The sequence below is a fragment of the Methanobrevibacter arboriphilus JCM 13429 = DSM 1125 genome, from assembly GCF_002072215.1.
Classification (GTDB): Archaea; Methanobacteriota; Methanobacteria; order Methanobacteriales; family Methanobacteriaceae; genus Methanobinarius; species Methanobinarius arboriphilicus.
Map to the genome: position 1 here is coordinate 1 of NZ_JXMW01000007.1, position 20077 is coordinate 20077.

Annotated in this window: 14 protein-coding genes; 9 read left to right on the plus strand and 5 right to left on the minus strand. The window is 24.7% G+C overall.

Annotated elements, in window-relative coordinates; genetic code table 11:
- Positions 1 to 1644 (plus strand): hypothetical protein (locus MBBAR_RS10230; protein ID WP_158082534.1); only part of this gene is annotated, 1644 nt, incomplete at its 5' end.
- A gap of 1036 nt (positions 1645 to 2680) precedes the next feature.
- On the opposite strand, the gene MBBAR_RS05230 is transcribed toward MBBAR_RS10230, so the two are convergent.
- From MBBAR_RS05230 to purC, 5 genes are all read right to left on the minus strand, one after another.
- Positions 2681 to 3460, minus strand: a complete 780-nt coding sequence (locus tag MBBAR_RS05230; RefSeq protein ID WP_080460257.1) for a uroporphyrinogen-III synthase — start codon at positions 3458 to 3460, stop codon at positions 2681 to 2683.
- A 166-nt stretch (positions 3461 to 3626) separates the two neighbouring features.
- Entirely contained in the window at positions 3627 to 4352 is a 726-nt protein-coding gene (gene cobA, locus MBBAR_RS05235; RefSeq protein ID WP_080460258.1) for a uroporphyrinogen-III C-methyltransferase, read from the minus strand.
- Between the two features lie 63 nt (positions 4353 to 4415).
- On the minus strand, positions 4416 to 5069 hold the full coding sequence (purQ, locus tag MBBAR_RS05240) for a phosphoribosylformylglycinamidine synthase subunit PurQ (protein ID WP_080460259.1): 654 nt from the start codon (positions 5067 to 5069) through the stop codon (positions 4416 to 4418).
- Between the two features lie 16 nt (positions 5070 to 5085).
- Positions 5086 to 5331: a phosphoribosylformylglycinamidine synthase subunit PurS gene (gene purS / locus MBBAR_RS05245; protein WP_080460260.1), complete on the minus strand. Its 246-nt coding sequence runs from the start codon at positions 5329 to 5331 to the stop codon at positions 5086 to 5088.
- A 50-nt stretch (positions 5332 to 5381) separates the two neighbouring features.
- Positions 5382 to 6122: a phosphoribosylaminoimidazolesuccinocarboxamide synthase gene (gene purC, locus MBBAR_RS05250; RefSeq protein WP_080460261.1), complete on the minus strand. Its 741-nt coding sequence runs from the start codon at positions 6120 to 6122 to the stop codon at positions 5382 to 5384.
- A 1350-nt stretch (positions 6123 to 7472) separates the two neighbouring features.
- On the opposite strand from purC, the gene glmS reads away from it, so the two are divergent.
- The 8 genes from glmS to tgtA all read left to right on the plus strand — a co-directional run bounded on the left by glmS (position 7473) and on the right by tgtA (position 20053).
- On the plus strand, positions 7473 to 9254 hold the full coding sequence (glmS, locus tag MBBAR_RS05255) for a glutamine--fructose-6-phosphate transaminase (isomerizing) (protein ID WP_080460262.1): 1782 nt from the start codon (positions 7473 to 7475) through the stop codon (positions 9252 to 9254).
- Between the two features lie 830 nt (positions 9255 to 10084).
- The gene (locus MBBAR_RS05260) at positions 10085 to 11080 is read left to right on the plus strand and encodes a glycosyltransferase family 2 protein (RefSeq protein WP_158082535.1); all 996 of its coding nucleotides are present in this window, start codon (positions 10085 to 10087) and stop codon (positions 11078 to 11080) included.
- Positions 11081 to 11214: 134 nt separating this feature from the next.
- A complete protein-coding gene (locus MBBAR_RS05265) occupies positions 11215 to 12222 on the plus strand; it encodes a sugar phosphate nucleotidyltransferase (protein ID WP_080460264.1) in 1008 nt (335 codons plus the stop codon).
- A 159-nt stretch (positions 12223 to 12381) separates the two neighbouring features.
- Positions 12382 to 13380 (plus strand): glycosyltransferase, encoded by a 999-nt coding sequence (locus MBBAR_RS05270; RefSeq protein ID WP_080460265.1) that lies wholly within the window; start codon positions 12382 to 12384, stop codon positions 13378 to 13380.
- Positions 13381 to 13462: 82 nt separating this feature from the next.
- A complete protein-coding gene (gmd, locus tag MBBAR_RS05275) occupies positions 13463 to 14521 on the plus strand; it encodes a GDP-mannose 4,6-dehydratase (protein ID WP_080460266.1) in 1059 nt (352 codons plus the stop codon).
- A 41-nt stretch (positions 14522 to 14562) separates the two neighbouring features.
- The gene (locus tag MBBAR_RS05280) at positions 14563 to 15756 is read left to right on the plus strand and encodes a GDP-mannose 4,6-dehydratase (RefSeq protein WP_080460267.1); all 1194 of its coding nucleotides are present in this window, start codon (positions 14563 to 14565) and stop codon (positions 15754 to 15756) included.
- 219 nt (positions 15757 to 15975) lie between these two features.
- The gene (locus MBBAR_RS05285; protein WP_249025033.1) at positions 15976 to 17331 is read left to right on the plus strand and encodes an MnmC family methyltransferase; all 1356 of its coding nucleotides are present in this window, start codon (positions 15976 to 15978) and stop codon (positions 17329 to 17331) included.
- Positions 17332 to 18061: 730 nt separating this feature from the next.
- Positions 18062 to 20053, plus strand: a complete 1992-nt coding sequence (tgtA, locus tag MBBAR_RS05290) for a tRNA guanosine(15) transglycosylase TgtA (RefSeq protein WP_080460268.1) — start codon at positions 18062 to 18064, stop codon at positions 20051 to 20053.
- Positions 20054 to 20077: the final 24 nt, after the last annotated feature.

A 20077-nucleotide genomic window follows, 5' to 3' on the forward strand; every position in this document is an offset into this window, starting at 1 on the left:
GTTAGTTATGTTGGTAATGAGAATTATACTGCTTTTATTAATGCAAGTAGTTTTACTGTGATTTTGAATGATACTAATTCTAGTATTGTTGTTAATCCTGAAACTGTGAGTATTGGTGATAATGTTACTATTTCTGGTGAGCTTGTTGGTTATGTTGGTAATGGCTCTGATATTTTGACTGTTAGTGTTGATGGTAATGTTTATGATAATGTTATTATTAATGGTACTGGTGGTTGGAGTCTTAATTATACAACTAATCGTACAGGAAACATAATTATTACTGTTAGTTATGTTGGTAATGATAATTATACTGCTTTTATTAATGCAAGTAGTTTTACTGTGATTTTGAATGATACTAATTCTAGTATTGTTGTTAATCCTGAAACTGTGAGTATTGGTGATAATGTTACTATTTCTGGTGAGCTTGTTGGTTATGTTGGTAATGGCTCTGATATTTTGACTGTTAGTGTTGATGGTAATGTTTATAATAATGTTACTATTAATTCTACTGGTGGTTGGAGTCTTAATTACACAACTAACCGCACAGGAAACATAATTATTACTGTTAGTTATGTTGGTAATGATAATTATACTAGTTTTACTAATGCGACTAACTTTTCAGTGGCTAAAAATGGTGCTAATTCTTCTATTAATATTCCTAGTAATATTAAGGTTGAAGATTCTATAATAATTGATGGTGTTTTAGCTGATGAAAATGGTAATCCAATAGCTAATACTACTATTACTGTTATTATTGATGGTGAAAACTTTAATGTAACAACTGCTGAAAATGGTAGTTGGAATATTAATTACACCCCAACTTATGCAGGTGAATTTACTATTAATCTTACTTGGGAAGGTAATGAAAATTACACTAGTTTTAACAATAATACTAACTTCAATGTTACTAAGTTAGCTACATATTCTAGTATTGATCTTTCAGGTGATTTTAGAGTAGGGAAAACTACTGTTATAAGTGGTGTTCTTCTCGATGAGGAAGGTAATAAAATAGCTGATATTGAATTAGAAATTACTATTGATGGTAAAAAACATTTAGTGAAAACTAATTCCAATGGTTACTGGTATTTAACTTATAAACCTGAAAAAACTGGAAAAACTACAGTTGTACTTAATTTCAATGGTGATGCTAAATATTTAGGTTTCACTAACAGCACTAGTTTTGATGTTAAAAAAGGTGAAAGCTTTGTTAATGTTACTGTTAATGAAAATAAGAATGGTTCTGTTGATTTGATTGTTAAAGTAGTTGATGAAGATGGTGATACCATACCAGATTATAAAGTTGATGTTGAATTAGATGGTAAATACATAGGATCTGTGATAACAGATTCTGATGGAGTTGGAATATTCCATATACCCAATTCTAAACTTACACCTGGTAAACATAAGATTACAGTTTCATCTGACAATGAAAATTACTTTAGTAATTTAGCATTTGCTGAATTTGAAACCAAAAACAACAACACTAACAACACTAATAATACTAATAGTACTAATGGTAATGGCAATAAAACAAGCGATAATCCAGTAGCAATAGCTACTATGAAAAAAACAGGAATACCAATAATAGCTATTATACTAGTATTGATAAGTATATTTGGAATCAGCTTAAGAAGAAAACAATAATTAAACATTTTTTTTTAGGAGGGCTTATTTATTTTTTTCCTCCATATTTATATTTTATTATTTATATTTTAGTTTTTATTATTATTTTTTAGGCTTTGTAGAAACCATTTCAATAATCAATATAATCATGAAAAATATATTGTTAAAAATGCTTTATTTTGAAATTAAAGAACAATTTTCAAAAATTATTTCCACAAAGCAAAAATTTCAAGTGATAAAATAAGGGTTTCTACAAAGCCATTTTTTATATTATTTTTGGCTTTGTAGAAATCCTTTTTTTTAGCTTATTTGTGCTGATCTTTTTTAAACAGATTTTAGCATTAATTATAAGTATAAATAATGAAATTTATAAGTTTATTTTCATTTAAATCAGTGATGCATTGATTTTTAAATTTTTTAATATAATTTTTCAGGCTTTTCAAAGTTAACATCCGAAAAGATTTAATTGTCTTGAAATTAAATCATTAAACTGAGAGTATGTACTTTTGCGTTTTATAATAATATATATTCTCATTATTAATATTTATATCTTTTTAATCCTTAAATTTCAAAATAACTAAATATAAACCAAAATATAAAAATTTAAAGAAAAAAAGGATAGTTTATTTGAAAATTAAAGAATAAATTTTTCAAAAAAAATAATAAAAAAGTAAAAATATAAAAGATAAAAAGAAAAAATAATAGAAAAGGAGGTCGACTCACAATTATTTTTGTTCAATTAGTATATATACTAAAATGAATAATTTTTAAAAAATTTTATTATATAATATTTTGTTCAAAAATATTTCTAAATTTAGACTTTTGTTCATTGAATTTGTAATTATGAGTCATCCTCAAAAATAAATAAAAAAAGAATATTTATTTTTATTATATATTATTTATTATAATTATTTATTAGATAGTATTTATTCTATTACATTATTTTATTTATTCTATTACATTCTTTTCTTATAAATTTTTTATTTTTCTTATAATCTATTATTTTTCTTATTAATTTTTTATATTATAACATTTTTATATATATGACTTATTGGTATTATATTCTTTCAAATAATAAGTCCATCATATCTTTAACTGTGTATGTATCTGGATATATGGCGTCTATTCCAAAGTTTTTGAGGGTTTTATTTGTAATTGGCCCTATTGCAACTGTTAAAACACTAGTTGATAATTTATTAACTAACTCTGGAATTTGTTCATCACTAGCTATCTTAAAAAGGTTTATTGCTGTTAATGGGCTTGTAAATGTTATTGCATCAATTTCAGAACTTAAAATTTTACCAATTAAAACTTCAATTCTAACCGTGTCAAGAGGAATTATTGATTCATAACTTTCAGCAAGTATGACATCAGCACCCATTTTTTCTAATCCTTCTGGAAGAGTATCTCGTGCAGCTAATGTTCTTGGAAGTCCAATAAGGCTTTTTGTAATATTAATGTCTTTAAAGGATTCAAGAAGTCCTTCTGCAGTATAATTTTCAGGAACTAGATCTGTACCTAAACCATATTCATTAGCTAACTCTGCTGTTTTTTGTCCAATAGTTGCTATTTGGCAATTTTCATTTATTAATTCTCCAAAATTAGGATAAAATTTAAAAATTGATTCTATTGATGTTGGTGAAGTAAATATTAACCAATCTAAATCATCAGCTAATTCAATTAATGCTTTTAGAGATTCTGTATTAGTTAATTTTAATTCCAATGTTGGAGCTATAAATGGTGTTGCCCCATAGGATTCTACAATGGATACGGCTTCATCTAATCTATTAAAAGGTCTTGTGATAGCCACTATTGTTTCTTTTTCAAATTTTTTCATTTTTACATCTCCTTAATTTATTGGAAATAATATTATGAGATATCAATATTTAATGATTAATTTTATTTTAATGATTAAGTTCATTTTAATGATTAATCTCATTATTTAATGATAGCCTATATAAACAGTAATATTTAGTCTAATCTAAATAATTCTATTTTAAATACTAATCTTTATCTTTAAAATCTTTTATTTCTTTAAAAACATTTATAACATTTCCAACGATTAATATTGCAGGAGTATTAATATCTTTTTTGGCTATATTTTCTAATTTTCCAAAAATGATTCTTTCATTAGGAAGTGTTCCATTTTCAATTATACAAGCAGGTGTTTCAGGACTCTTATATTTCATCATTTCAGCAGTATTCTCTTCTATTTTTCCTATTCCCATTAAAACAATTATGGTATCAGCAGTATAATCCCATTTCACTTGTTTTTTATTTTTTGTAGGATCTTCATGCCCTGTGACTACTGTGAATGATGTAGCTACTCCCCTATGGGTGATTGGAAGACCAACTGTTGTTGGAGCTCCGATAGCTGAAGTTACACCTGGAATGATTTCAAAAGAAATATTTTCCTTTATAAGTTCTAATATTTCTTCTCCTCCTCTTCCAAATACAAAAGGATCTCCTCCTTTAAGTCTAACAATTATTTTATTGGATTCATTCTTTGCTTCTTTAATAATAATCTTATTAATTTCTTCTTGAGATTTATAATGTTCTCCAGCTTTTTTTCCAACATAAATTAATTTTGCATTAGGAGAATGTTGTAATATCTCTTCATTAGCTAATCTATCATATATAACAACATCTGCTCTGTTCAATGCTTTTATAGCTTTAAGTGTAATTAGTTCAGGATCTCCAGGACCTGCTCCAACTAGATAAACGGTCATTTATTCACCTTGATAGTCAAATCTTTAATTTAAAATATTTTTTTATAATATATGCTACTAAAATTATATACTATCTAAAATTCCTTTGAAAAAGCTTAATCCATCATCAGAACCTAATATTTCTTCTGATGCCCTTTCTGGATGGGGCATAACTGCACATACTAATCCAGATTCATCACAAACTCCAGTAATTCCTTCAATTGAACCATTTGGATTCTTATTAGAAAATTGGAGGACAATCTGATCTTGACTCTTTAGTGTATCAATGTCTTGGTTAAAGTACCTTCCTTCAGCATGAGCTACTGGCATTTTAATAATTTCGTTTTTCTTAAAATTATTCGTAAATGGAGTTCTTGTAGTAGATACTTTTAAATCAACCCATTCACAGTTGAACTTTGGATTTTCATTTACAGTAAATACTCCTGGAACAAGACCAATTTCAGCTAAAATCTGAGCTCCATTACATATTCCAAGAACTGGTTTTTCTTCTTTTACTAGAGATTTTATTCCATCTACTACTGGAGTAATAGAAGCTATTGCTCCTGCTCTTAAATAATCTCCATAAGAAAATCCTCCAGGTATTACTACTGCATCTAAGTAACTAAGATCTTCTTTATTCCACCATACATATTCTCCTTCACCACCAGCTAATTCAATTGCATGATAGACATCCCGATCACAGTTAGAACCTGGAAATCTTATTACTCCTATTTTCATTTCTTTTTACTCTCCATTAGCTATTTATAGTTATTTCATAATCATGAATTACAGGATTACAAAGTAGTCTCTGACACATATCATCAACTTCTTCTAAAACTTTTTCTTCATTTTTTTCATCTATTTGAAAAGTAATAATATCAATTGTGTCAGTATTTTTTACTTTATATCCAAGTAAATCTAGTGCTCTTTCTATTGTTGAACTTTCTGGATTTAACATTCCTTTTTTTAGTGAGATTTTAACTTCAACATTGAATATCATATTATCATAGATCCTTTATTAATATTCTAAAATTTCATAATAATTGGAAATTATTGAATTTCCCATCTTTCTATATCTTTTTCATCAACAATCATACTACAAACTTGATCATAAATATCCATAACATTATCTTGACCTTGTCTAAATGAATCCTTATCTAAAGTTTCTAAAGTTTCTATATCCCAGTATCTACATGTATCTGGACTAATTTCATCTCCTAAAACAATATTCCCCTCTTCATCTTTTCCAAATTCAAGCTTAAAATCTACTAATAATATTCCTTTTTCTTTTAAGAACTCGCTCAAAATTTTATTTATTTTAAGAGTAATATTTCGTATTTCATCTAATTCTTCTTGAGTAGCTATTCCAAGAGCAATAGTTATTTCATCATTTAACATAGGATCATGATATTCATCATTTTTATAATCCATTTGTATAATAGGAGGATCTAGCTTTTGATTTTCTTCAAATGGAAATCTTTTTAAAAGACTCCCAGTAGCTATATTTCTAGCTATCACTTCAAGAGGAATCATTTCTAATTTTTTAGATAACATTGATCCTGTTTCAATCAATTGGATATATTGGGTTTTTACATTGTTTTCTTCTAATACTTCAAAAAGTTTTGAAGATATTAATGAATTACAATGTCCTTTTCCTTTTAAATTATCTTTTTTTTCTCCATCTCCAGCTGTGATATCATCTCTAAAAGTAACAATAACTTCATTTTGTTTTTCAGTCTCATAAACATCTTTAGCTTTTCCAGCATAAATTAAATCTTTAGATTCACTCATAACAGACACCAGGAATAAGTATAATTATAATTTAAATTAAATATATTTCTTATTAGCTTTTTTATTAGCTTTTTTATTAGCTTTCTTATTAGCTTTATTATTAGATTTATTATTAGATTCATTATCAATTATTAGATTCATTATCAATTTTATTATAAATCCCATGAATTTTATTATTAATTTTATTATTAATCTTTTTATTAATTTTATTAAAGAATAATTCTATTATATTTATTATTAACTTTATTATTATTTTTATTATTAGTTATATTATTAATTTTTATATAATTTCTTTTTTATATTATTTCTTACTTTTTCATTATTATTTAATTATTTTTCATTATTTTTTATTATAATTTTTTTAATATGATATTAACTATATATATTTAATTTTATTTAATTTTTTTTAATTTTAATTACTTGCTATTAATTAATTATAGTAAATTACTATAATATTATATTTTTTTAATATAAAATTTTTAATATAAAATTATTTTAACAATATTAAATTTTTTAATATTAATCTTTTATTATTAAATTTTTATAATCTTATGCTTACTAATTTTATGTAATAATATTAGTTTATTAAAATATGTTTTCTATGACTAATAACCTTGATTACAACTAATTTTTAATTATTTTAAAAATTAAATTATGAAATTTAATTTATTAACAAATTGTATTAATATTATTATCAATAAAACAAATAATGATAAATATTAATAATAGAAAATACTATTAATAATAGAAATATAACTATTAATCAAAATTAATTAAATAAATCAATATAATAAACATAAGTTATATTATCTAGTTTAGATATTAGCTAATATTTAAGAATCTTTATAAATTTTTAAAAATATCACTATCATATGCCTTTAATTTATATATAATAACTATTATTAATAAATCAATAAAATAACATTTGGATAAGAATGATATAATCAAAATTATAATTAAAAATATAGTTAAAATTACAGTTAAAAATATAGTTAAAAATATAATTAAAAGATTTTAATAATTAAAAAATGTAGCTAAATAATATAGTTAAATAATATAGTTAAAAGATATAGTTAAAAGATATAATAAAGTAAAATTATATTAAAAATATCAATTAATAAAAATATTATAAAATATAATAGAATTATTCTATAAAGTTATTTAAAAATTATTAAAATATACTAGATTATAAAATATAATGAACCATTTAAGATAAATAAATCATTTAAATTATATTATTTAAAATAATAAATTATTTAAATTATAATCTAAAATATTATATCTAAAATCTTCATTAAGTTAGGGATGTTTATAATTATACACAATAAGATTATTACAAAGGGTTAAAATATGTGCGGAATTGTTGGATGTGTATTAAAAAATAGAAAAGTAGCTCCAATTCTTTTAGAATCTATTGGTAAGCTTGAATATAGAGGTTATGATTCTGTAGGAATTTCAACAGTTGATCAAAATGGTATTCACTTAAAAAAGGGTTCTGGTAAAATCAAAGAGGTGAATGAAAAAATTGATCTTGGAGAACTACCTGGAACTACTGGAATAGCTCATGTTAGGTGGGCAACTCATGGAATACCAAGCACAGAAAATTCACACCCGCACACTGATAATGAAGGGAATATATCAGTTGTTCACAATGGAATTATTGAAAATTTTAGTGAGATTAGAGAATCTCTTGAAAAAGAAGGTTATATATTCAAATCTCAAACAGATACTGAAATTATACCAATTTTAATTGAAAAAAATATGAATAAAGGGCTTAATTTAGAAGATGCAGTAAATGAAGCTCTTAAAATTATAAAAGGATCTTATGCTATTGGAGTAATATCTAAAGATAATCCTAATGAAATAATAGGTGCAAGAAATGACAGTCCATTGATCATTGGTGTTGGAGATGGGGATTATTTCATTGCTTCTGATGCTACAGCTATTATAAATCATACAAAAAATGTTATTTATGTTGATAATGGAGAATTAGTTATTTTAAATAGTGAAGGTGTTGTTGTTAAAGATTCTAAGGGAAATGTAGTTGATAAAAATATTGATGTAATTGATTGGGATGCAGAAATGGCTCAAAAAGAAGGTTATGACTATTTCATGCTTAAAGAAATTCATGAACAAGATTCTGCTATTAGAGATACACTTTCTGAAAAAGATAAAATTGCTGAGATAATATCTAATTTAGATGGGATTAATAGAATTTGCTTTGTAGCTTGTGGTACCTCTTTTCATGCTTCATTAACTGGAAAATATTTAATTGAGTCTATGTCAGGAATTTCTACTGATGTTATTCTTGCTTCAGAGTTTAGATATTCTGCTAATACTTTAGATGAAAATACTCTTGTTATTTTCATTAGTCAATCTGGTGAAACTGCAGATACTCTTAAAGCTTTAAAATTAGCTAAAAAAACATCAAAAACTCTTGCAATTGTTAATGTACTTGGAAGTTCAGCTACTCGTGAAGCAGATTTTGTTATATATACTAGAGCAGGGCCTGAAATTGGTGTTGCTGCAACAAAAACATATATAAGTCAGTTAGTATGTATATATATGTTTGCAGCTATTTTAGCAGATAATAAAGAGCTTTTAAATACTTTAAATGAAGTTCCTGATTATGTTTCTGAGGTTTTATCTAAAGAGGATGTTGTAAAAGATATAGCTTCTAAATATAGTGATGTTAATGATTTTTTCTTTATTGGTCGAGGTTTATCATATCCAACAGCATTAGAAGGAGCTCTTAAATTAAAAGAAATAACCTATATTCATGGAGAAGGATATGCTGCAGGAGAACTTAAACATGGTCCTTTAGCATTAATTGATGATGATGTTCCAGTTGTTGTTGTTTTACCTCCTGGAGATAATTATAAAAAAACTGTTAGCAATTTAGAAGAGGTTAAAGCTCGTGGAGCTCATGTAATAGCTATTGGTTCATGTGAAGATGATTTTATAAAAACAGAAGTTGAAGATTCATTTTGTATTAATGATAAGGTAAAAGAAATTATCGCACCACTAATATATGTTGTTCCTTTACAGTTATTATCTTATTATATTAGTGTAGAAAGAGGTTTAGATCCAGATAAACCTAAAAATTTAGCTAAATGTGTAACTGTTGAATAAATATTAATATTATTTTTAATTTTTGAATAAAATAGCTATTAGGTAAATGAATTTAAGCTTTAAATTGAATTTAAGCTTGCCTATAATTGAATTTAAAAATTTTTTATTATTTGAACTCTAACGTTTATTAACTATTTTTAATTATAAATTACAGAAATGTGCAGAAATGTTTAAGTAGTATAGTTTATCATTTATAATCTAATTCAATCTTTTCTTTGTTAATAAATCACTTATTTATTATAAATTCATTATAAATTTGAAAATTTAATCTATTAATCTAATTATATTAATCTAATATTATAATAATTACAATAAAAAATATCACAAAAATAATTTAATTATTTATCTAATTTTCAGTTGTATTTATATAATATTTTAAATAATAACATATTATAAAATATGAAAGTTCATGTATACTAAACATTGAGAAATTAAAATGTCAAAAACTGCAAGAATGATTCTTTATGTAAGATTGAAAAAGTATTTGAACCAATTACAGAAAATTAATTATAGAAAGAGTTCTAAAACATCTAGTAGAAATTAAATGATTATATTATTTTAAATAAACAGTTATTTGACTTCAAAAATAATGGCTTTGAATATATTTACCTATATATATGGATTTTTAAATGAAAAAAAAAATGAAAGAAAGATTTGCTGATGAGTATAAAGGAGTTAAAATCCATTAATTCATTAAAGATGAACTATTTGAATATTAAATGTAATTCGTCTTGATGTGGATTCAATTGTTAATGATTATAAACAAGTTATAATTCTTAATTATGTATTGCTTTTTCATTATCTTAATAATCTTATCAAAAATTGATAAAATGTTAATAACTGTTATTATTCCAACATATAATGCTGAAAAATATCTAATAAATACTATTGACTCTGTAATTAACCAAACTTTTGGTTTTGAAAATATTGAGCTAATAATTGTAGATGATAATTCTACTGATGGAACAAAAAATTTAATTTTAGATTTAGCAAAAAAATATAAAAATATTATTCCCATATTACTAGAAGATAATAGTGGATCTCCAAGCAAACCTAGAAATATTGGAATTAAAAAAGCTTCTACTAATTATATCATGTTTTTAGATAATGATGATTTTTATTATCCTGAAATGTGTGAAAAGATGTATTTAAATATTACTGGTTCATCCTGTGATGTTGTAACTTGTAGATACAGACAATTTATTAATGGGAAATATAATAGAAGAAAATCCTTTTTAGATGATCTTGATAGCTTTATAAAAATTGATTCAATAAATGAATTCCCAGATTTAATGACTTTGGGTTTTCCTACTATGATTTGGACAAAAATCTTTAAAAAATCAGTTATTATTGATAAAAACATATTATTCCCAGAAGGAGAATTCTATGAAGATGTTTATTTCTGTGCTAGTTTTTATGAAGTAGCTAAGGGAATAATAGTATTAAATGATTTTTATGGATATAAGTATAATGTAAGAATTGGAAAGAGTAAATCAAATTCTCAATTATTCAATAAAGAGTCATTTATGAAACAATTTAAAGGTTTCAAAAGAATCACAGCATTTTTTAAAGGGGAAAATTTCCCATTCATACCAGAGTTAGTTGTAGATATGACTAAAATTTTTTTATATTCTGATTTAAATAAAGAATGTCAAAAAAGGTTTTTAAATGAAATGAATAGTTTTTATAAAGATTATAAATTAACTACAAAATTAAATACTGCGTCATTACCTTTGAATATTATATTAAATATTTTTATAAAGCTATTTTCACTAAATAACAATTTTTCTATTTTTACATCAATATTAATAAAAAAATTAAAATAGTATGATATGGGAGTATAATATGAGTTAAAAAATAATATAGTAAATCTATTTTTACTTGTATTTATATATTTAAATAATAACATACTTTATTTATAATAAATAAAATATTAATATATTAAAATTGAGGAACTAGAATGTCAAAAACTGCAGGAATGATTCTTTGTGGTGGTTTTGGTAAGCGTCTTAGGCCTATTACTGAAAAAATCCCAAAACCACTTGTTGAAATCAAAGACGATTACACTATTTTAGATAAACAGCTGTTTGATTTTAAAAATGCTGGTGTTGAGGATGTTTATCTTTTAACTGGATTTTTAAATGAAAAAATAAAAGAAAGATTTGGTGATGAGTATAAAGGTGTTAATATTCATTATGTTATTGAGGATGAACCTCTTGGAACTTTAAATGCAATTCGTCTGGGTATGGATGAAATTACAGACGATTATGAACAGTGTGTTATTCGTAATGGTGATGTTGTAGCTGATTTAAATCTTTCAAAGATGGTTGAACAAGGTGAAAAGTCTGATTATCCATTTAATATTTTTATAACTCAAATGCAATCACCTTATGGAATTGTTGAAACAAGTGGTGATAGATTAGTTTCATTTAAAGAGAAACCTCTCTTAGATTATTATATCAATGGCGGGATTTATTTTTCCAAGGGAAAACTTGATTTTGGAGACTTTAAAACAGGAGATATAGAAAAAACACTTTTCCCATTAATGGCAAAAGATAATAAAATTGGTTATTATAAGGAAGATGGGTTATTTTGGATGGCGATAGACACATCTAAGGAATTAGAAACAGTTAGACAAGAATATGAAAATCGTACTGATAAGCCTTGGGGTTATGAAAAGATTCTAATTTATACAGAGAAGTATTTAACTAAAGAACTTTTTATAAAAGAAGGTTTTCAAACTAGTTTCCATTTTCATGAGAAAAAGGATGAAACCATGTATATAATCTCTGGTGCAGGTTATATAGAGTTTAATGATAAAAAAGAATACTTTGGTAAAAATGATACAATAAGAATAGAGCCTAATATCGAGCATTCTATTGTAGCTACTGAAAACACAGTACTCCACGAAGTTTCAACACCATACTTAAACGATACTGTTAGATTAGAAGATTTTTATAATAGATGATCAATAATTATTCAAATATCTTCAAATAAGTTAAAAATTTTAAAATATTCAAACGGCATAATTTCCAAAATACAAAATTTTATAATATTATTTTTTGATATTGAGTAAAATTAATTTTTAGTAGTAAAATTTCACTAAGACTTTTTAATAGTTGATAATATGGATATTACGTTAATTTCAAAATCTTTTCAAACAAATACTAATGGTTTAGGTAGTTATTCAAAAAATTTACATGAAAGTATTAAAAATAATAGGAATTTAAATATCAGACAAATATCTCAAAATAATACTTTAATAAAATTAGGGCAACCAGCTACTTTATTCTTTTCATTTGTGGAGATTCCATTGAAGATGAGAAATTCCGATATTTATCATGCTTTATCTCCAATGGAATCTTTTTATTTAGATCCTAAAAAATCAGTTGTTACAATACTGGATTTTATTCCACTATTTGAAAACACTGAAGAAACGGACAAATTTAAAAACTTTACAAAATTTTTCTATGAAAAGGCTGTTAAAAAATCTATAAAATTTGAAAAAATAATAACAATTTCAGAAGAGACTTCTAATGATTTAAAATCACATTATAATGTAGATGATGAAAAGATCCATTCAATAAGATTAGCTATAGATAGAAAATATCATCCAAAAAATATTAAAAATGATATTTTTACAATTGGTACTGTCTCTGGTTTGGGAAGTAGGAAAAGGATTGATATATTGATTAAGTCTTTTTTGGATGCAGATATTGAAAATTCTCGATTGTTGATTGGTGGCAAAGGGCATATGTTAGATGAATTAAAAAAATTGGCAAATAATGATCCTAGAATACTTTTTTTAGGTTTTATTTCTGATGAGGATATGGTTGATTTTTATAATTCATTGGATGTTTTTGTTTTTCCAACAATCATGGAAGGTTATGGTATGCCTATAGTTGAAGCTATGGCTTGTGGAAAACCGGTTATTACTTTAGAAGATGCATACATTCCTCATGATATTAAAAAAAGAACACATATATCAAGTAAAAATAATTTAGCTAATGTTTTAAAAGAAAAAAATTTTGATTGTGATATTAAATCAAATCTAAAGTTTTCAAAGGAATTTAGCTTAGAAAATATGGGTTATGATTTAATAAAAGTTTATGAAGAGATGCTGTAATTTAAGTTTAAATTTGAAAATATATTTATAATTAATATAGATTTATAATTAATTTTATCAATTCATTTTGGAGGTATAAAATATGATTGCATTAATTACAGGTATTACAGGACAAGATGGTTCTTATTTAGCAGAATTGTTATTAGAGAAAGGTTATGAAGTTCATGGTTTAGTTAGAAGAAGTTCTTCTTATAATACTAAAAGAATAGAACACTTATATTTAGATGAATTGATTGAAGATAGCCATAAAGATAGAAAAATTCAATTACATTATGGTGATCTAAATGATTCAACAAATTTAATGTCTTTAGTTAATAAAATAGAACCTGATGAGATTTATAATCTAGCTGCTCAGTCTCATGTTAAAGTTTCTTTTGAAACTCCAGAATACACTGCAAATTCTGATGGTATTGGTGTTCTACGGCTTTTAGAAGCTATTAAATTATCTGGACAAGATAATATTAAATTTTATCAAGCTTCTACTTCTGAATTATATGGTCTAGTTCAAGAAACTCCTCAAAATGAATTGACTCCATTTTATCCAAGAAGCCCTTATGGTGTTGCTAAACTGTATGGTTTTTGGATAACAAAAAATTATAGGGAAGCTTATGATATATTTGCTTCTAATGGTATTTTGTTTAATCATGAAAGCCCAAGAAGAGGAGAAAATTTTGTTACAAGAAAAATTTCAATAGCTGCTGCAAGAATTTCTTTAGGATTTCAGAAAAAATTATATTTAGGGAATTTAGATGCATCAAGAGATTGGGGCCATGCAAAAGATTATGTTGAATCTATGTGGAGGATATTACAGCATAAAAAGGCAGATGATTTTGTTGTTGCAACTGGAAAAACTCATACTGTAAGAGAATTTGTAAATTTAAGCTTTAAAGAAGTTGGAATTGATTTAAAATGGGTTGGTGAAGGTGTTAATGAGAAAGGAATTGACACAAAGACTAATAATGTTTTAGTTGAAGTTGATCCTGCATATTTTAGACCAACTGAAGTTGATTTATTATTAGGTGACCCTTCTAAAGCAAGAAAAAAGCTTGGTTGGAAACCAAAAATATCTTTTAATGAGTTAGTTAGAGAGATGGTTCAAAGCGATTTAAAAATGGTTAAAAATGATAAATCTTTATTATAATACATTATAAATATATTATAAACTAGCCAATTGATGATTTTATGAACTGGAAAAATAAAAAAGTTTTTATAACTGGAATATCAGGATTTGTAGGTTCTTATTTGACTAAAGAACTACTAGAAAGAGGAGCTAATGTTTCAGGTTTTGATAGAAAAATTAAAAAAAATCCTATTATTGATTTAAAAACAGATAATTTAAATATTTTTGAAGGAAATTTATTAGATAAAAAATCTGTTGATAATGTATTAAATGATGATTTTGATTTTGTTTTTCATTTAGCTGCTCAGCCATTTATTCCTAGATCTTTTGAAAATCCAAAAGAAACACATGAAGTTAATGGAGTTGGAACTTTAAATTTATTAGAATCTATTGTTTCAAAAGATTTAGATTCGAAAATTGTTTTTTCAAGTTCAAGTGATGAGTATGGTTTAGTTTTTTCTTCTAAGCAGCAATACTTAGATTCAAAAGAAAAATATGGTAATATATTTCCTGAACCAGTTTCATTTCCAGAATTACCAATTTCTGAGAATAATCCTTTAAGACCAATGTCTCCTTATGCTGTTAGTAAAGTTTATGGAGATTTTTTAATGAGAAACTATTATCATGCATATGGTTTAAATACTGTTGTTTCAAGGTCTTTTTCTCATGAAGGTCCTGGTAGGGGAGAAATGTTTGTTACTTCTGTTATTACTAGTCAAATTAATCAATATAATAGAGATTTAATTGATAATATAATTATTGGTAATGTTAATGTATTTAGGGATTGGAGCCATGTTGAAGATATAGTTAATGGGTATTTATTATTAGCTGATAAAGGATTATCGGGGGATGTTTATAATCAAGGTTCTATGAGAACAAATTCAATTTTAACATATATTTTATTAAGCTTAGAATCTTCTGGATATGAAATTGATAAAATTGAAACAATAAATAATGATAAAATAGTTAAAAATCCTACTGAAACTGATGATTCTAAGCTGTTTGGGTTAAATTTTTATAAAACTAAACTTGATAAATTAATGATTGATGGAGATATTAATTTTACTTTAGATGATAAAGGAGTTATAGTATTTACAAACTCTGAAAAAATAAGAATAATTTTTGATGAGAGTAGATTTAGACCTGCTGATGTTCCAATTTTACTTGCTGATAATAAAAAAATTAGAAATTTAGGCTTTAAAACAAAATATAACATTAAAAATATTATCAATGATCAGTTGAACTATTTTAACTAATCTTAATTTTAATCCAACCTATATTAATAACATATTTATAGTTAGTTTTATAACCAATTCTTTTATAGCTACTTTTATTATATCTATTTTTATTATAGCTATTTTTTATATTTATAATATTTATAATATTAGTATTATACTTAAAATATTATGTAATACTTTCTTTTTTTTATTGATTCTGTATATTGATTAATTTATAGAGAATAATGATTTTTATATATGAAAATATATACTCTATTTATGAATAATCATTTAGGTTTTAAAAAATCAGATAATATTACAGAATCAAAGGATATTAAGAAATCAAGTCCTATTGAAAATTTTCATGAAATAATCAATCAATACTTTTTAAAAGAAAAAGAAACTTCAAATATCAAATATAGAAAAGAACTTTTAAAAATGGTTAATGACTATATAATCAAAACTGATGATGGATCATATACAATAAACTCTCCAGATTTTGATGGAAAAGTTGAAAGTATGCATAACTCAAATGGTGCTATTACAGAATCATTTGAAAAATTTGTCAAACCATTTAAACATAGCTATATTCAAAATAATTTAAGACAAAGTGGTAGTGATTTAGAGAGTTTTCATGATTTTCATGATTTTACTTATGAAAAAGATATAGCTATCTTAGATATATGTAGTGGTTTAGGATATAACTCATCAGCTATTATTGAAGAATTTTTGAAAAATAAGGGGGATAATGGGTCTCTTTCTATTGATATGGTAGAAATCTCAATTGAAACTTTAGCTATGGGTCTTTTAATACCCTCTCCTATAAAAACTCATAATTTTATTAAAAAGGCAATTGAATCTAAGCTTATTGATGAGGATTTTGCAAAACTAGAAATTGAAAATGCAAAAATTCCTGACAATGTTAATATTAATATTTTCTGTGAAGATGCTCGTAAAACCGTAAAAAATTTAAAAGATAATACTTATGATGCAATCTTTTTAGATCCTTATTCACCAGCTATGGCTCCTGAATTGTGTACTGTTGAATTTTTTGAAGAGTTGAAAAGGGTTATTAAAGATAATGGTATTATAGCTACTTATACTTTAGCTGCGGGTGTTCGCTTTGCTTTTGTTGAAGCTGGTTTTTATATTGGTGACGGTCCTGTTTTTGGTAGAAAGTCGGGTGGAACAATAGCTTCTTTAGATATTAATAATATTTCTAAAAATATTCCTATTAATGATGAGAGAACAATAGCTTTATCTGATGCAGGAATTCCTTTCCGCGATCCAAATTTGGACTTTAATACTGAGAAAATTCTTGAAAATAGGAGTGAGGAGCGATCATTAGCTAGACACAATTACAAAATTTCTTCCGCTGTTCAAACTCCAATATTTTTTGGGGAGGATGTTTCTGATGAAAAGTTAAAAAGAAGAATTCTTAGGAATTTTAATAAGGTGAATATTTCTGATTTAAAATCAAAAGAAGCACTTTATATTATAGAAACTCAAAAATATCATGATAAAAAACCTACTATTAATTTTAATTCAAAAGATAGAATTATTGAAATGAATAAGAGACTTTTAAAGGTTATTAATAATAAATTTTATAAATAATAGATTTTAGACTTTTTATTTTTAATTTATTAAATTTTAATATCATTCTAATATACTTTTTTGGTATTATTTTTATTATAGTAAATAATTTTTTGTTCATTAAAATAATTTTTTAATTTAAATCTATTTTTACTCTTTAAACTCATTATTGTAGCTTTATTTTAGTAATATTTATATATATCTATTGTAAATATGATTATTTAAATAGTAAGAACTTTTATAATATTTTAATGAGTTTTTAAGGATATAAAATTAAATAATCTTTATTTAAATGATACTTATGTATAATTATTATAATAAAATATTATAATAAAATTAGAGTACCTAAAATCATGATATAACGAATAATGTTATGATCTTATAATAATTTTAATATAATATTAGAATATAATTAGATTTAAAATACTTCGTGATTAAATTATTATGAATACTTATTTATAGTATAATGTACTTAAAATAATAGATTATTAATATTTTAAATATTATAATCTAGTTTATAATTATAATTTTACTTTATAAATTTTTATAATAGACTATAATTATAGTACTTTATTATAGAAGTTTTAACTATTTATTTAATTTATTTAATGTTTAATTTAAATAATTTATAATTGAATGGTATTAAATAATTTAAAATAATCTAACAAATAAAATACTTCAAAATATTTCTAAGTATTTTAAAACCATATATTAAAAATAATATAGTGACTATTGATTTGGAGGAATTATCATTTTTGAAATTAAATATAAAGATAATAGAGGGAGAGTTGGTTTACTCAAAACAAAACATGGGACTGTGAAAACTCCTGCTTTAATGCCAGTTATTCATCCAAAAAAACAAAAAATTGATGTTAAAAAGTTTGATACAGAAATTGTAATTACAAATGCTTACTTAGTATATAAAGATGAAGAATTAAAAGAAAAAGCTTTATCTGAAGGGATTCATAAATTAATTAACTTTGATGGTCCTGTCATGACTGATTCTGGTTCATTTCAGCTTTCAGTTTATGGGGATGTTGATATAAGTAACAAAGAAGTTATTGAGTTTCAAGAAGCTATTAAAACAGATATTGGCACTTCTCTTGATATTCCAACTGCTCCTTATGAAACAATAGAAAAAACTAAAGAAGATTTAAAAATAACTCTAGAGAGAGCTAAAGAAGCTGTTGAATATAAAGAAGCTAAAAATATGGAAATGCTTTTAAATTCAGTTGTTCAAGGTTCAACTTATCCAGAACTTAGATCCTATTGTGCAGATGAACTTTCAAAGTTAAATGCAGATTTATATCCTATTGGTGCAGTTGTACCTTTAATGGAGAATTATAAATATAGGGATTTAGTGGATGTTGTCATGTCTTCTGTATCTCATCTTCCAGATTCTACTCCTCGTCATCTTATGGGTGCAGGCCATCCAATGCTTTTTGCATTAGCTGTAGCTATGGGTTGTGATTTATTTGATTCTGCAGCTTATATTTTATATGCTGAAGATGATAGGTTTTTAACCACACGTGGAACTTATAAACTTGAAAATTTGCAAGAAATGCCATGTTCATGTAAAATTTGTAATAATTATACTCCTGATGATTTGAGAGCTATGGAAAAAGATGAGAGAACCAAACTCATAGCTGAACACAATTTAAATGTTAGTTTTGCAGAATTAAGAGTTGTTAGACAAGCCATTATTGATGGAGATTTAATGGAGTTAGTTGAAGAACGATGTAGAGTTCATCCAATGCTTTTAGATGCTTGTCGTCAGCTTGATAAATATACTGATGATTTAGAGCTCTATGATCCAAGAATTAAGAAATCTGCATTTTTTTATACAGGTCCTGAATCTTTAAGACGACCTGAAGTTACAAGACATTTAAATAAACTTAAAAATATGGATAAAAAAAGAGATTTGGTTATTTTACCTAAATCTAGAAAACCATACTCAAAATATATTAATAAATCTGATTTTGGTGATTTTTATACTTATGGTAGTGAAACAGATTTAGATTTAGATAACACTGATTTCATGGTTTTAGATGTTCCATTCTGCCTTATACCTCTAGATATTGATGAAGTTTATCCTTTATCTCAGAATGAATCTCCTAAAATAAATGATATTGATTCTATAGAGTTTATAGAGAATTTTATTTCTGAATTTATAGAGTATTATGATCAAACATTGATTAGTTCTAAAATAATTGACTTATTAGGTATTGGTCTTTATAATATTCATCCTGATTCAGATAATGTAAAATTTATAAAGGATGATGAAAGAAAGGTTAAAGCTATAGCTGATTATCAATTTGGTAATGGTGTAGGGGAATTTATCTTTGAAGGGAATCTTAAAATCGAAAAAAGTAAAAATACTGGAAAGATTAGACATATTTATTCTGATGGGACTCTTATAGCTAATATGAGAGCTTCTGATTCATTTTTTGTTTTAGCTAAAGAAGGAGCAAAAAGGTTGCATCGTTTTAAAGCGTTTCCTGAAAATAGGGTCGTGGTAAATAAAGATTCAGAACCTTTTGCTCGTGAAGGTAAAAGTGTTTTCTCTAAATTTGTACTTGATTGTGATACTAATATTAGATCTAAAGATGAAGTTTTAATAGTTAATGAAGATGATGAATTATTAGCTTTTGGTAAGGCTTTGTTAAATCATAATGAAATAATGGATTTTAATACAGGTCAAGCTATAAAAACAAGAAAAGGATTTGGAAATATAGTTTCATAATCCTCTTTTTATTGTTTAATAATC